18 protein-coding genes are annotated in these 14759 nt (G+C 37.7%); 2 read left to right on the top strand and 16 right to left on the bottom strand.

Annotated elements, in window-relative coordinates; all coding sequences use genetic code 11:
* Nucleotides 1-102: 102 nt before the first annotated feature.
* The 7 genes from H0Z36_RS10505 to metG form a co-directional block, all read right to left on the bottom strand.
* Nucleotides 103-381, bottom strand: a complete 279-nt coding sequence (locus tag H0Z36_RS10505; protein WP_296866179.1) for a Veg family protein — start codon at nt 379-381, stop codon at nt 103-105.
* A 172-nt stretch (nt 382-553) separates the two neighbouring features.
* Nucleotides 554-1027: a ribonuclease H-like YkuK family protein gene (locus tag H0Z36_RS10500; RefSeq protein WP_296866177.1), complete on the bottom strand. Its 474-nt coding sequence runs from the start codon at nt 1025-1027 to the stop codon at nt 554-556.
* A gap of 14 nt (nt 1028-1041) precedes the next feature.
* Nucleotides 1042-1902: a 16S rRNA (adenine(1518)-N(6)/adenine(1519)-N(6))-dimethyltransferase RsmA gene (gene rsmA, locus H0Z36_RS10495; RefSeq protein WP_296866175.1), complete on the bottom strand. Its 861-nt coding sequence runs from the start codon at nt 1900-1902 to the stop codon at nt 1042-1044.
* Between the two features lie 196 nt (nt 1903-2098).
* Nucleotides 2099-2593 (bottom strand): YhcN/YlaJ family sporulation lipoprotein, encoded by a 495-nt coding sequence (locus tag H0Z36_RS10490; RefSeq protein WP_296866173.1) that lies wholly within the window; start codon nt 2591-2593, stop codon nt 2099-2101.
* A 288-nt stretch (nt 2594-2881) separates the two neighbouring features.
* Nucleotides 2882-3850: a 3D domain-containing protein gene (locus tag H0Z36_RS10485; protein WP_296866170.1), complete on the bottom strand. Its 969-nt coding sequence runs from the start codon at nt 3848-3850 to the stop codon at nt 2882-2884.
* 260 nt (nt 3851-4110) lie between these two features.
* The gene (locus tag H0Z36_RS10480) at nt 4111-4881 is read right to left on the bottom strand and encodes a TatD family hydrolase (RefSeq protein WP_296866168.1); all 771 of its coding nucleotides are present in this window, start codon (nt 4879-4881) and stop codon (nt 4111-4113) included.
* Nucleotides 4882-4894: 13 nt separating this feature from the next.
* Nucleotides 4895-6829 (bottom strand): methionine--tRNA ligase, encoded by a 1935-nt coding sequence (gene metG, locus H0Z36_RS10475; RefSeq protein ID WP_296866167.1) that lies wholly within the window; start codon nt 6827-6829, stop codon nt 4895-4897.
* Between the two features lie 324 nt (nt 6830-7153).
* On the opposite strand from metG, the gene H0Z36_RS10470 reads away from it, so the two are divergent.
* Nucleotides 7154-7402, top strand: coding sequence for an AbrB/MazE/SpoVT family DNA-binding domain-containing protein (locus tag H0Z36_RS10470; protein ID WP_296866182.1), 249 nt, complete (start codon nt 7154-7156; stop codon nt 7400-7402).
* A gap of 16 nt (nt 7403-7418) precedes the next feature.
* On the opposite strand, the gene rsmI is transcribed toward H0Z36_RS10470, so the two are convergent.
* From rsmI to H0Z36_RS10425, 9 genes are all read right to left on the bottom strand, one after another.
* Complete coding sequence (rsmI, locus tag H0Z36_RS10465; RefSeq protein ID WP_296866165.1) at nt 7419-8255, bottom strand: 16S rRNA (cytidine(1402)-2'-O)-methyltransferase; 837 nt, start codon at nt 8253-8255, stop codon at nt 7419-7421.
* Entirely contained in the window at nt 8252-8983 is a 732-nt protein-coding gene (locus H0Z36_RS10460) for a tRNA1(Val) (adenine(37)-N6)-methyltransferase (protein ID WP_296866162.1), read from the bottom strand. The genes rsmI and H0Z36_RS10460 overlap by 4 nt, the downstream gene beginning before the upstream one ends.
* 16 nt (nt 8984-8999) lie before the next feature.
* Nucleotides 9000-9278: an initiation control protein YabA gene (locus H0Z36_RS10455; RefSeq protein ID WP_296866160.1), complete on the bottom strand. Its 279-nt coding sequence runs from the start codon at nt 9276-9278 to the stop codon at nt 9000-9002.
* Nucleotides 9226-9996, bottom strand: coding sequence for a stage 0 sporulation family protein (locus H0Z36_RS10450; RefSeq protein WP_296866157.1), 771 nt, complete (start codon nt 9994-9996; stop codon nt 9226-9228). The genes H0Z36_RS10455 and H0Z36_RS10450 overlap by 53 nt, the downstream gene beginning before the upstream one ends.
* A gap of 36 nt (nt 9997-10032) precedes the next feature.
* Nucleotides 10033-10989, bottom strand: coding sequence for a hypothetical protein (locus H0Z36_RS10445; RefSeq protein WP_296866155.1), 957 nt, complete (start codon nt 10987-10989; stop codon nt 10033-10035).
* Between the two features lie 41 nt (nt 10990-11030).
* The gene (locus H0Z36_RS10440; protein WP_296866154.1) at nt 11031-11480 is read right to left on the bottom strand and encodes a YaaR family protein; all 450 of its coding nucleotides are present in this window, start codon (nt 11478-11480) and stop codon (nt 11031-11033) included.
* A 4-nt stretch (nt 11481-11484) separates the two neighbouring features.
* Entirely contained in the window at nt 11485-12099 is a 615-nt protein-coding gene (gene tmk / locus H0Z36_RS10435; protein ID WP_296866153.1) for a dTMP kinase, read from the bottom strand.
* Between the two features lie 15 nt (nt 12100-12114).
* Nucleotides 12115-13548 carry an aminotransferase class I/II-fold pyridoxal phosphate-dependent enzyme gene (locus H0Z36_RS10430; RefSeq protein WP_296866151.1) on the bottom strand — a complete coding sequence of 478 codons (1434 nt, stop codon included), beginning with the start codon at nt 13546-13548 and terminating at the stop codon, nt 12115-12117.
* Nucleotides 13549-13634: 86 nt separating this feature from the next.
* The gene (locus H0Z36_RS10425; protein WP_296866149.1) at nt 13635-13850 is read right to left on the bottom strand and encodes a sigma factor G inhibitor Gin; all 216 of its coding nucleotides are present in this window, start codon (nt 13848-13850) and stop codon (nt 13635-13637) included.
* 109 nt (nt 13851-13959) lie between these two features.
* On the opposite strand from H0Z36_RS10425, the gene H0Z36_RS10420 reads away from it, so the two are divergent.
* Entirely contained in the window at nt 13960-14628 is a 669-nt protein-coding gene (locus tag H0Z36_RS10420; protein WP_296866147.1) for a hypothetical protein, read from the top strand.
* Nucleotides 14629-14759 lie beyond the last annotated feature (131 nt).

The following is a 14759-nucleotide window of genomic DNA, read 5'->3' as shown; positions in this document are numbered from 1 at the left end:
GGCAGCAGGTATTTGACCACTACCTGCTACCCCAACTATTGACAAAGAACCAAAATAAAAAGCTGCTTTTTTAAAGCAGCCTCATCATCTATCTATATTTCTTTATTCGTTTACCGCTGATATTTTTATCTCTTCATCCTGATTGCCATAGACAAAGAGCTCAACCGTCTCTGTCAAAACATCCGCATAGCTGAAGGAAATCCTTCTTTCTACCTTGCGTTCATTAATCTTTACTACAAATATATTAGGATAAATTGATTCTAAAACTCCTTCTCTTTCTACAATGCGGTTTCTTCCCTTATTGGCCTTTAATCTTATCCTTCTTCCCACAAAAGACTCCAGGTCTTTTTTTATTTCTGACAAAGCCCTGGGAGAACTCACATTACCACCTTCTTTATTTAGTAATCGTAATAATTGTAACTTAAATTTCCCCTGGAGTCAAGCTTTAAATTAAATAGTATATTAAAATTTTTCAATTGTGTCAATGATATATAATAACAAAAATAAAACAATTTTTTTACACCAGCTTTACATTCAGACAAAAAACACTATTTTATTTAGTATATTTATCTGCTACTTTGCTGGCCGCAGAAGCATCCGGTTTTATTTTGGCTTCAAAACCACTTCCTATAATCATCCCAATAATCTCCTTAACCAGCTCTTTAGTTTCCCCTTTAGTTCCTACATCTAAATGGATCTCCACCGGCATGTTTTCCCTTCCCTTTTCTTTAAGCAAAGAAGACAGCTTATCAGCTAAAGCTAAACTTAAGGAGGCTTCATAAAAGATGCGTTGCCGCATATTTCGCACCTTAGGTTCTACTTCTTTATGATAATAATAACGCGCACCTTTGCCTATCCTGTGAACAATTATTGCACTTACAAAACAGGTTTCCCTTTCTTTCGGTTGAGAATCGCTCCCCACTATTATCTTATAATGGCGGGTATTATCCTCGTTTATGTATTTAATTATATCTTCAACTACTTCTTCCAAACTTATCTCCCCTCTGGTGGGGCTTTTAAAAATCACTTGTTTGCGCCTCCTTAAGATAAAACATCGGCTATAAGAGCAAACTGCTCAATAGTTAAATCTTCAGGCCTCTTATCAGGAAGTATAGAAATTTTAAGCAGCTCGTTTCTTGCAGTTTCTTTATCTACCTTGAAAAAAAAACTGGCTATATTTAATATAGTCTTTCGCCTCATCTGAAATGCCTTTTTAATAAACTCCTTAAATTTCTGTTCATCCTTAACTTTTACTCTTTTTTCCGCTAAAGGAGTAATTCTTATAACCGTTGAGTCTACTTCTGGCCGGGGATAAAAACAGTTACGGGATACATTAAGCAAAAATTCTGCTTCTCCGTAGTATCTGACCATAAGCGTTAAAAGACCGTAATCCTTATTCCCCGGCTTTGCCAATATCCTTTCTGCCACTTCTTTCTGCATCATCAGAGTTGCGCTTATCATATGAGAAGATTCTTCTAAAAGCTTAAATATTATAGGGGTGGTTATATTATAGGGAATATTGGCGCAGACCTTGTAAGGCGGAATATTTTCCAAATTAAAAACCCTGGCTAATTCATTTTCAATATCCAGTTTTAGAATATCTTCAAATACTACTCGGGTATTATTATATCCCTCCAATATCTTCTCTAAAGGTTCTTTTAAGCTGGTATCTATATCAACTGCCATAACACCCCGGCTTTTCGAAGCCAGTTCACAGGTTAACGCTCCCAAACCTGGCCCTATCTCAACTATATAATCTTCTTCTGTAATTGGAGCGGAATTCACTATTTTTTTTATTATGTTGGAATCAACCAAAAAATTTTGCCCCCATTTTTTACGGGGCATAAGCTTATAGTCTTTCATTAAGCGGCTGATAGCTGATAAAGAAGTCGTATTCTCCATCCCATACTCCCTTAAACCAATTTTTAGTATTAATAATTATATTAAAAACTGTTTTCACAAAAAGCAAGGAAATTGAACTCTTTTTTATTATAATAAATATATTTCGTGATTTTTATCTATACAGCTTAAACTCCGTCCAAATTTTCATCAAAAATTATCATAAATAATACCCGGGTTTTTAATCCCGGGTTTAAAATTAAAAAGCCGAACTTTCTCCTTTCATCTTATCCATCAGATTATTTAAATCATTTCTCATATTAGACAGAGGCTTGCCTTTTACAATATCTGAAGCCATGTTAGAAATCCGTTTCATAAGTTCCGGTTTGGTAGTAACATACACCCTGGAAATACGATTATCCGCACGCAAAATCTTATTAGCTACCCGGGCCTTGAGCCTTTCCATTTCAGTGGTATTATTAATAATACTCCGATCCACATCTAATCCGACCATAACCACCAAACCGCGCATGGTTACCCGATCAGGAACAGTTTTTCCGGGACCCGGAGATGTTATAGTACGATCGTTTTTAATAGTAGTAACTCTAGTCCGCGTTTTGCTGTCAGTCACAGTCTCCGGCTGATCAGATACAACCACTGTGGCTTTTTGGACTCCGTTCACTTCATCTGCCATATTAGCAAATTTCTGAGCCAGCCTTTTAGCCTCCGCATCAGTTAAATTTACTCTGTCCATAGCTGTGTTCAAATTTTGAGTTCGGGGCTCTGTTCCTTGATTACTTTGGGGATTTACAGGTTTTTTTGCTGCAGTCCCACAGCCTACAACCATAATACTAAAAATAAGCATAATCAAAAATGTTGAAATCAGCCTATTTTTTATCCTTATCACCTCCTTTGCTTAATTTAATTTTTCCTCAAGTTTTCATTTTAAATTCTGTAAAAATATAACAAAAAGCAGTAAAGCTCTTCGCTTTACTGCTTAAAAAATATGCCCTGCGTAAATTTTAATTAAAAAACCAATATTTTAATTAAGAATATAAACTTTTACGGTTCGGCGCCCCCATTTAAGGCATTGTTCCCTGGTTTCCATGAAAATATCCAAGGTATTTCCTTTTATGGCTCCACCCGTATCAGCTGCTACTGCATAACCATAACCTTCGATATACAGGCGGGTTCCCAAAGGAATTACTGAGGGATCAACTGCTACCATGCCTACCTCAGGGACTTTTCCCGTAGCCGTACGGTTTCCTGTGTAAGTATAAGCAGAAGCCTTCATATAACGAGCTTCCCTGAAATCAAGCCTCAAACTGCCACGGGACACAGAAGTTATATTCCCCAAAGCTATTACTTTATTCTGGGGTGGAACTAAAACCTTGCTTTTTATAACCTCTCTTTTAACTTCCTGCCCATTATGATAGGTAATTCTGACTGTATTCAAAGCCAGCCCTTTTTTACCGGGCGACACAGTTCTGGTAAGCCCTTTTTCCAGGGTATTATCAAAAGTCCTCTCTACCTTAAATGGAATAGGTTCTTGGACCTCAACCTCCTTTTCTGTAACCCTTATTACCTCAATTTCCTGTCCCGGCACCGTATACTGGGTAGGAATAGTTTTTACTATATCCTTTTCTCCCAATTTTACTCCAGCAAGTTCTACAGCTTTTTTCACAGTAACTGGTGTAGTTATTACCTCTTTTCTTTCTCCATCTGCTGTTACAAATACCTTAAAAGCTCTGGTTACAACAATTTTCATATTTTTCGTAACTACCGTATTTAAGTCTGGCTCAACCTTGTCTTTTTCTTCTAAGGCGATTCCTTTTTTCTCTAAAACATCTTTCACTGTCCCTGTAAAAAGCACTCTCGCCTTTACAACCTTCCCATCAACTTCAACAGTAACCGGTTTTTGCAGGGCAAAGAACAGACTTACCATAAGCAGAACAGTTCCCAACACTGCAACTGCAAGGTAAGTACTCTTCTTAGACCATACAATACCCATCTCTCTCCTCCTTTTTCCAGGAACCAGGGAATGATTCCTTCGTTCCATTTTAGACAAAACAAACCATCGAGTCAAATTTTCAGCCTTATTATTGATTAATTGGATTTTTGTTCCATGGGTTAAAACCTTTTCTTTAAATTATTATCAATTTAATATTATTTTATTCCTTCCAAAGAAAATAAGCTGTCAAAAAAGAGAAAACTATTCCAAAAAAATTGCAAAAAAAAAAAGTGCTTATAGCACTCTAAAAATATTAAAAACTAATCAAGCAGATTAAAAATTTTTTCCGCATTGCGGCTGGTAATATACGCTACTTCTTCTTCATCTTTACGCCGTATCTCCGCAATTTTACCTGCAACATAACGGACATAAGCAGGCTCATTTCTCTTGCCCCGAAACGGTTCCGGGGTTAAATAAGGACAATCTGTCTCAATAAGCATTTTATCTAACGGAATATTAGCTGCTACTTCCTGGGTTTTGCGGGCATTATTGAAAGTTACCGGTCCGGCAAAAGATATATAAAAACCTTGCTTCATAAGCTCAATAGCCATCGGCAAATGTCCGGAATAGCAATGCATTATTCCTCCGTTTTTTCCCGCTTTCTCCTGTTTTATTATGTTTAAAACATCCTGGTGAGCATCCCTGTCGTGTATTACCACCGGCTTTCCTATTTCATGAGCCATCTTTATCTGCTCAATAAAAGCCTCTTTCTGTTTTTCCTTAGGAGACAGGTTGCGGTAGTAATCCAGGCCAATTTCCCCGATTGCCACAACTTTAGGGTCTTTTGCTAATACATAAAGCTTTTCTAAAACATTCTGATTTAATTCTTCAGCATCATGGGGATGGACTCCAACCACCGCATAAATCCCTTTATATCTATTAGCCAGTTCTACTGCTTCCACCGAAGTAGCATAATCATACCCTACACATACAATTTTCTTTACCCCTGCTTCATCTGCCCGTTTTAATATATCTTCAATCTCTGGTTTCAATGATTTATCCTGTAAATGGGCATGTGTATCTATAAGCATATTAAAAACCCCTTTAACTTATCTTGGTCCCTGAAGGAACCTTATCAACAGTTAAAACCTCTAAAATATTGTCTTCTTTAACTGAGGCAGCCAGTATCATTCCTTCGGATAAAACACCGCGCAGCTTGGCAGGTTTAAGATTATAAACCAAAATAACTTTTTTGCCTATAAGCTCTTCCGGCTTATAATACTGGGCAATCCCGGAAACTACGGTTCTCTCTTCTTCTCCCACTTTTACTTTAAGCACTAAAAGCTTATCTGCCTTTTCCATCTTTTCACAGGCAATAACTTCTGCTACCCTCAGATCAATCTTAGCAAAATCATCAATAGTTATATAATCCTTTTCTTCCATCTTTTCTTCCTTAACTTCCGTTTTCCCTACTTCCTGCACTTTTTCTTCCTCCTTTAATTTTTTAACATCTATGCGCGGGAAAAGAGCAGAACCTTTTTTAACTATGGTTCCTGGCTTAGTAAGTCCGAAAATACCTGCTTCTTCCCAGTTTAATTTATCTGCATCTGTCCAGAGCTGAATCTGTTCATTTACCCTTTGCGGGAGAGTAGGCATAGCCGGAGACAGCATTATAACCACCGCTCTTATTACCTCTATAAGGTTATACAAAACAGAAGCCAACCGGCCTTTCTTGGATTCATCTTTTCCTAAAATCCAGGGCTCAGTTTCGTCAATATATTTATTTGCTCTTCCTACCAGGCGCATAACAGCCAAAAGATAGGATGCAAAATCCAGCTTTTCAATCTTAGCAGTAGCTTCAGCATAAGTCTCTTTAAAAACAGCCATAAGCTCTTCGTCTATGGGTGCCTTTTCCCCCATATCAGGCACTCTGCCGCCAAAATATTTATCAATCATAGCCGTCGTTCGGCTTATAAGATTTCCTAAATCATTAGCCAGGTCGCTGTTTATACGGTTTACCATCATCTCTTCCGAATAAACTCCATCCTGTCCAAAGTTGAGCTCTTTCAAGAGATAATAGCGAACAGCATCCACTCCATATTTTTCTACCAGAATAAGCGGGTCGACTACATTACCTTTAGATTTGGACATTTTTCCGCCTTCCAACATAATCCATCCATGAGCAAATACCTTCTTAGGAAGCGGAAGATCCATAGCCATAAGCATTATAGGCCAGATAATAGCATGGAAGCGCAAGATGTCTTTAGCCATTAAATGCACATCTGCCGGCCAGTATTTGTTGAATTTTTCCGGTTCGCTTCCATAACCTATCCCGCTTAAGTAATTAATTAAAGCATCAAACCATACATATATTACATGCTTATCATTAAAAGGCACAGGTATGCCCCAGCTGAAGGTAGTACGGGAAACACAAAGGTCTTCCAAGCCACTTTTTATAAAATTGATTACCTCATTGCGCCTCGATTCCGGCTGAATAAAATCTGGATTAGCATAAATATGTTCCAAAAGGCGATCGGCATATTTAGACATACGGAAGAAATAGCTTTCTTCCTTTAAAAGCTCTACTTCCCGCCCACAGTCCGGACACTTGCCGTCTATCAGCTGCCTTTCCGTGAAAAAGGTTTCACAGGGAGTGCAGTACCAGCCTTCATACTGGGAAACATAAATGTCTCCCTTGTCATAAACCTTCTGAAAGAGCTCCTGAACCACCTTTTCATGACGCGGCTCAGTGGTGCGGATAAAGTCATCATTGGAAATAAGCATAACCTTCCATAGATTTTTTATATTTTCCACAATCTTGTCTACATGTTCCTTAGGTTCTAATCCTCTGGAGCGGGCTATTCTTTCAATTTTTTGCCCGTGTTCATCAGTTCCGGTAAGGTAAAAAACATCATATCCGTTTAACCGTTTGAATCTGGCAATACAGTCAGCTGCTACGGTAGAATAAGCATGACCTATATGCAAATTGTCGCTCGGATAATAAATAGGAGTAGTTATATAAAAGGTCTTTTTTTCCACTAAATTCCCTCCTAAATCCAGTTTTTAAATCCAACAGCAAGAATTCTTCAGCAAAAAAAGAATACCATTTATATACTAAGCAAAAATTGCTTATTTTACAAATAAATTTGTTTTTAATAAACTTAATCCTAATACTTTATATAAGCATTTGTAAAAATGCGGATCTAATTTAAGTATTACCCAAAAAATCAGGGACAAAAATTGTCAGAATAAATTTTTTCTGTCTTTTTATGTTGAAAAATACCTTGACTTTTTCTGCCATTGTTGGTATACTTTGTCCTGTAATAATGTTTTAATAATTTAAGGAGGTTAGCTGTCATCATGATGAAATCAACAGGTGTAGTAAGAAAAGTTGACGAATTAGGGCGCATAGTTATTCCCATTGAACTTAGACGGACTATGGGAATAGAAGAAAAAGATGCTTTGGAAATCTATGTCGACAATGACAAGATAATTCTCAGAAAATACGAGCCTGCTTGTATTTTTTGCGGAAATGCCGAAGAAGTTATAAACTACAAAGGGAAAAATTTATGCCGGGCATGTCTTACCGAACTCAGTAAACAAGTAGGTTAGCTAATGCTTACAATAATTACATATCATATTTTTCAATAAAGGACTTATACAAATCAGACTTCCTGAGCTTATACTCGCGGGCCTTTATTTTAAAGGCCTCGTTTCTATTTATACCACTTTCAATAAGCTCTTTAACTTCTCTTAAGATTTCTTCTAAAGAAGCCTCTTTTTCTGTTTTATCCCCCTCTATAACTAAAGTAAATTCACCTTTGGGAGGATTAAGCTCAAAATAACTGACTGCTTCTTTTAAACTTGCACGAATTACTTCTTCATATACTTTGGTAAGTTCTCTGGCAACTGCAATCCTTCTATCTTCACCCCATATTTCCTGCATATCTTTTAAAGTTTCTATAAGTCGGTGGGGAGATTCATAAAAAACCATAGTTCTTTTTTCTTCTTTCAGTTTTAAAATTTCTTCCCTTCTTTTCCCTTTCTTATTGGGTAAAAATCCGACAAAAACAAAAGATGAAGCATCTATTCCCGATACAGCTAAAGCTGAAACAGCTGCAGTAGGGCCGGGAATAACCTCTACCGGTATTTCAGCATCAATAGCCCTTTTAACCAGGTTCTCTCCCGGATCAGATATGCCAGGCATCCCTGCATCAGAAACTAAAGCTATTTCATTTCCTTCCATAAGCAGACCTAAAATATAATCTTCTTTTTCTTTTTTGCTGTGTTCATGATAGCTTATAAGCGGTTTTTTTATCTTATAGTGGTTTAAAAGCTTTATCGTCCGGCGTGTATCTTCACATACAATAAAATCTACCTTGCGCAAAGTTTTCAAAAGCCTTATGCTTACGTCTTCCAAATTGCCTATCGGCGTTCCGCATATATAAAGTTTACCCATACTCATCTCCCGTATATCTCCAGTAATTCCCGGCAGTACTTCCCGTCCTCTTCATAAATAATCATGGGAGGCAAAACCTTCATACCGCCTGTTTTATTCTTTCTTCCTTCTACCAAAACTAAATTAGCCGGTTTATTCCGGTAAGAATGCACCCATCTCACTCTGCTTACCGCCATATGTATAAGCTCCAAAGTTCTAACCACCTCTAAAAAACGATCAGCCCGCTGAACGAATGCAAAGGCACCTTTTGGCTTTAAAATATAGGCTGCTGCCCTGACTATATCGCCAAATTTAACCTTAATTTCATGGCGGGCTACTGCTTCATCTTCATCTTTGCTCATAAATCCCTCATTTTCCTTAAAAAACGGAGGATTACATACTACCAGTTCAGCCGATGATGCAGGTATAAGCTCTTTTATATTCTTGACATCGCCTTTTATTACCTCTATTCTATCCTGAAGCTGATTATATCGGACACTTCTTTCAGCACGTTCTGCCATTTTTTCCTGAATTTCAATCCCTTTTATTTTTAAATCCTTTTTTCGCTGGGTAAGGATAAGAGGAATAACTCCACTTCCTGTTCCCAAGTCAACTGCCAAATTCGCCTTATCTATTGAACAAAAATGAGCCAGCAAAACTGCATCTATCGAAAATCGGTATCCTTTTTGCGGCTGAATTATTTTAAGTCCTCCAATAATGAGGTCATCCATGGTTTCATCCGGTTTAACCCACAAAAGAAAAATCCCCCTGTTATTCTTTTTCCATAAAAGCTATACAAAAAAGGCATTCACCGTTTCTTATCTCCCCGAAGGCAGCCGGGCATACATGGTAGCCTTCTTTATACAGCTTACCCAGCTTCTCATAGCTTTCTCCTTCCAAAAGAATCTTCTCCAAAGGTCCTGGCCTTCTAGCCTCTTCATCAGGTGGCGACACATTTTTCTCTAAATTAGCCACCCTTTCCTTTAACTCTCCTACCTCAAGAATCAGTTCCCGTATTATCATCTTGAGTTCCTGGACACTCTTCTCCATTATTGTCCTCCTCAATTATTATCTCACAATCGATGCAGTTGTCATCATATTCCAGATAATCATTATCCTGCCCCTCATCATCATACAGTTCAGACTCAAACTTAAGGCAGCACATAAGCCTACCGCAGCTGCCGGATATTTTTGTCGGATTTAAGGAAAGATTCTGTTCCTTTGCCATGCGGATAGATACTGGTTCAAAATCACCTAAAAAAGTATGACAGCATAAAATTCGTCCACAGGGTCCTATGCCTCCTATCATTTTAGCCTCATCTCTTACCCCTATCTGCCTCAATTCAATTCTGGTTTTAAAAATCGCTGCCAGATCTTTAACTAATTCCCTAAAATCAACCCGTCCTTCTGCAGTAAAATAAAAAATCAATTTGCTCATATCAAAAGTATATTCAACATCAATCATATGCATAGGAAGTCCATGTTCCTTTACCTTTTCTTTACAGATTTCCATAGCTCTTTTTTCTTTTTCTTTATTGTTCTGATATTTTCGTGTATCTTCTTCGGTAGCCTTTCTTAATACCTTTTTAAGAGGTAAAACCAGCTTACCTTCCTCGATATTACGTTTACCAATTACTACGGTGCCGTATTCTAATCCCCTTATAGTTTCGACAATAACCGACTCTCCTGCCTGAATCTCAATATCCTCAGCATCAAAATAATATATCTTACCAGCCGGTTTAAATCTAACTCCAACTACCCAGGGCATAAGCTAACCCCCTTTAAAATCAAAACTTAATCTTACTTAATCTAAAGCATTTTTTATTGCATAACATATATTTATATTGATAATAAGAGAATTTACATTTCTCCAGTAATAGCTTTTAAGTTCATTTATCTTATCTATAGCCTTTCTCAATCCTTCTCTATTTACACCTTTTAAAAGTTTAAATACATCTATGCTGTTTTTGGAAACTAATAACTCCTCTTTTCCGGTAGAGTCATATATAAGTATATCCCGAATTATCATTTGCAACATCCGGACTATAAGGTAAGGATCAGCCTCCATTTTTTCAGCCGCTTCAAAAACATAAGCCTCTCCTTCCAAAGAAAGACCGGTTATTATACTTAAAACCGCCTGCCAATGTTCAAAAAGATCCTCTTTGGCAAATTTTAAAGCATAAGTCAAACTTCCCTGTGCCAGCTCAGCAATCTCTGCGGCTTTTTCTTCACTCACCTTTTGATCCATTAAAAAATCCTTTACAATCTTATTAGAAAGAGGAGAAAAGCGCACCAGCTGACAGCGGGATACAATAGTCTGAAGAAGGCTGTTTTCATCTGCAACAAGGACTATTACTGCATAAAAGGGAGGTTCTTCTAAAGTTTTAAGCAAGGCGTTGGCCGCCTCTATGCTTAAAAGATGCGCATCCCTTATTATCGCTATACGATATTTAGACCGATAAGGCTTTAAGGCCAGCCATGGCTCCAAATCTCTAACTATGCTGTCTTTAGTTATTACCGTTTTATTTTCTTCTTTTTCAATTATAAGCAAATCCGGATGTATTCCTTCTTTGAGATATATATGAGCATCCCGGTCGGATTCACAAATCAGGGAATAAGCCCACATTTTAGCCGTAAACATTTTGCCTACCCCTTCAGGGCCAATAAAAAGATAAGCATGGCTTATACTACCCTTTTTCATAGCCTTTCTTAAATTATTAACCGTTTTATCCTGTCCTAGTACCGCCGATAAATAGTCCATAACTTCACCCACATCAATTAAATATACCCTGTTATCTTAAATTATATCATCAAATCTACCAGCATTCCGCGTATCTTATCGAGCTTATCTAAAATATCCATCGGATCAGCCTTATTCTGTATAAAATCATTTACAAGTCCTTCCATTTCCTTATCGATAGTAGCAACAGTAAGCAAAATGCTGCGTCCCCGGCGGCTGCGGCTTCTCTCCCGTTTCAAGAGATACGCCCTGGACATTGCCTCCTCCAAAAAGGACTTTACCAGCTTTTTATAAAGCATGAGATCCTGCAGAGTAAGCTGTTTTTTAAGGCAGTCATTTATCTCATCAATGCGGGACAACAGCTCCTGCATTTTAAACTTAACCTCATTCTCGCGCTTAGAAAAAAGCTCCTGCTCAAAACTGGCATTAGCTCCTCTAACAACTCCTCTCATTTCTGCCGAACGGGTAAGTCCAAATTTACCTAGATTATTCTTATTATGTTCTATTTTCAAACTATCACATCCCTGCCAGCAAATGCTTAACCCAAGTTAAAGCATCTTCCAGAACATCAGAAAATTTTCGGTCCGCACTAATAACCTTTATTCTGTCAGGTTCCCTCTCTGCCAGACAGAGATACCCTTCCCTGACCTTTTTTTGAAAAGCAATTCCTTCCTGTTCCAAGCGGTCAAATTTTTCGCCTTTTTTTCTATGCCAGGAGACTTCAGGATCAACATCCAAAAGCAGTGTTAAATCAGGTTTTATGCCTCCTGTACATAGCATATTAAGCTCTTCTAAAAACTTAAGATCGAGCCCGCGTCCATAACCTTGATAAGCCAGAGTAGAATCAATATAGCGGTCAGCCACCACTATTTTGCCCTCATCTAATGCCGGTTTTATAACTTCATCTACCAGTTGGCTGCGGGAAGATGCATAAAGGAAAGCCTCGGTTTTCGAAGTGATGCCAACACTCTTGACATCAAGCAAAAGCGCACGGATTCTTTCAGATATTAATGTTCCTCCAGGCTCTCTCACACCTACTGGATTATAATCTCTTAAATAATTTAAAATACCTTCCTTGATACTCGATTTTCCACTTCCGTCTATTCCCTCAATACTTATAAAAAGACCCATATCCTTTCCCTTCTTTTACTGTTCTATTACATAAATAAAATCTAAATTTCCATCCTCTGGACCTATTATTTTTGCTCCGGTCATTTTAAGATAGCACATATAATCATATACTTCATCACTTATCAATTCACCAGGTAAAAGGCAGGGAATCCCTGGAGGATAAGCTGCAATCATCTCAGCTGAAATTAATCCCCGGCTTTCTTCAAGCCTTATTCTTTTTTTCTTGGCAAAAAAAGCTTCCCTCGGCGTTAAAATCACCTCAGGGAAAGGCATAAAAACCAGAGGCTCAGACTGCTTTTTTTCTCCGTAATATTTTTGAGCAATGCAAACCAGACTTTGATAAAAATATTCCCAATCATCTCTGGTATGAAAAAGCGACATCATAGCCAAAATCAGCCCAGGTTCACTCATTTCCACCTGTATCTGAAACTCATTCCTCAGTATCTGGGCTAATTCATAACCATCAATGTTCAATCCATCACAGAAAACAACTACTTTTAAAGGGTCATATCCAGCTACTCCCTTAGCCCTTAAAAATTTATTACCACACTTCAGACCCTTAATCTGATTTATCTTAAACTTATACTCATGGGATAAAACTAAAGCCTGTTCCATTAAACCATGTCCTCTCTCCTCCATAAAGGCTCTGGCCCATTCAATAGAAGCCAGAATCGGGTAAGAAGGACTGGTAGTAGTTAAAAGGGTATAAGAAGAAAAAATTCGGCTTTTATCCTTGAGAGCTTCTCCTATGTGCAGACAAGCCCCTTGATTAAAAACAGGCAAAGTCTTATGCAGTCCATTTACAGCCGCATCAGCACCGCAGCTTAAAGCAGAAGCGGGATATTCCTCATGAAAGGAAAAATGTCCCCCGTGAGCCTCGTCTACTATTAAAGGAACATTTAACATCCTCGTTTCAGCAGCAACAGCCTTTATGTCCAAAACCGTGCCGTAATAAGTAGGACTGGTCAGAAAAATCGCTTTAATATTCGGATTTTCGCGCAGCAGCAGTGCTACATCATCTGCACTTACCGAAAGTGCCAGTCCAAAATCTTCAGACACTTGGCAGGGAATATAAACCGGTTCACATCCGGAAATCACCATACCCCCAAAAAAAGACTTATGAGCGTTACGCGGCACTAAAACCTTTTCCCCGGGATTAATCATACTCAAAAACAAAGTATGGATACCCGAAGTAGCACCATTTACCAAAAAAAAGCTTTCATAAGCCCCAAAAGCCTGAGCCAAAAGGTGTCTGCTTTCTTCTATAATTCCCGAAGGCATCTGCAAATTATCGAAAGGAAAAACCTCAGTAACATCAAACCTGCCTATTTCTTTAAAACCTGGAAAATCAAAGCCCAACCCACCGGCATGTCCCGGCATATGTAAACGCAAGCATTTCTCGCGGTCATAATCCAACAAAGCCGAACAAATTGGAGTTTTTGCAGTCATAAAATCAAAAGCCACCTTAAAATCAAAAACTCTTTTATAATTTTATACTAAAATCCCTCAAAATACATAAAAAAAGAGCCTTACGGCTACCACAAAATTTTTCGCATTTTCTTCATTATCCGTTCATAATCAGGCGAATCTATAGACATATTAACAATTGCCTCTTCACATTTGTGGCATATAAAAAATTTTCTGATCATCCAACCTCCCATAATTCCTGCCTCAGGAACCTCCCCGCAGAAACAGCAGCAAGGCAAAACCTTTCCCTTACTTTCCTCACAAATTAGCAAAGATTGTTTCATCAAGCATCGGCACCCTTTTTATTAGATATTATCTCCTAAAATATATGCATCCAAACCAAAAACGGTTCCCCCAGTTATGATAATATCCCTACTTTTCCTATCTTTCTTCATGATCAAAGGCATAAGTTACGCCGTTTCTCCTGTTCAACAAGCAACCATAACCACTCAGGAAGAATGGGACAATGACTGGAAATACCTCTGCACTGAAAAATGGCAAGATTTTGGCTTTAGTAGCCCAGAAGAAGTAAAAAAAGCTTATATTGGTGAACCTTTCCCAGTAAAAACAGTAGATATAAATAAGTTTGATATAGAAAAAAATATAATTCCTCAGACCACAGAAACTCTGCGCTATGTTTTTCCCATAAAAGTTGAAAACAAAATAATAACTGAAATTCATACCGGCTTATCCAAAGGAAAATGGGAAACCATAATGATAGGAGGCAACATAATCAAACGGCTTTATCAAATTGCAGATAAAAACAATATACCTCCCCAAAAAATAAACATAGTCTTTCTAGGAACTAGCAAACATCTTGTTTTTGAGAATAATGGCACGGAAACAGCAATAAACATCCTTTACGATGAAAGAAATGCTGATAACCATACCAGCAGCCTTCAACAAGAAATCAAGCAACTTAAACAAACACTCACTTCCAAAAAAGGAAACTTGGAAAATTATACTGGAATATCCATACCAGAATATGAACAACATAAACAACAAGAAAGTATTATAAACCGCCTAATTAGATTCATATCCTACAAAATACAAAAACACTAAAAAGAATAAAACAAAAGTAAAACAGGCACATTTTGAAGTTAAAACTCCTTACGAATCGAAACAGATTTAAACTTGGTAAACTTGGGGACGGTTCTCGAATTAAAAAGCATTACGAATCGAAATAGATTTAA

Origin of the sequence: Thermosyntropha sp., assembly GCF_017656155.1 — a bacterium.
Taxonomy (GTDB): Bacteria; Bacillota; Syntrophomonadia; order Syntrophomonadales; family Syntrophomonadaceae; genus Thermosyntropha.
Note: the sequence above shows the minus strand (reverse complement) of the source record. Positions and strands in the feature narration are given on the sequence as shown.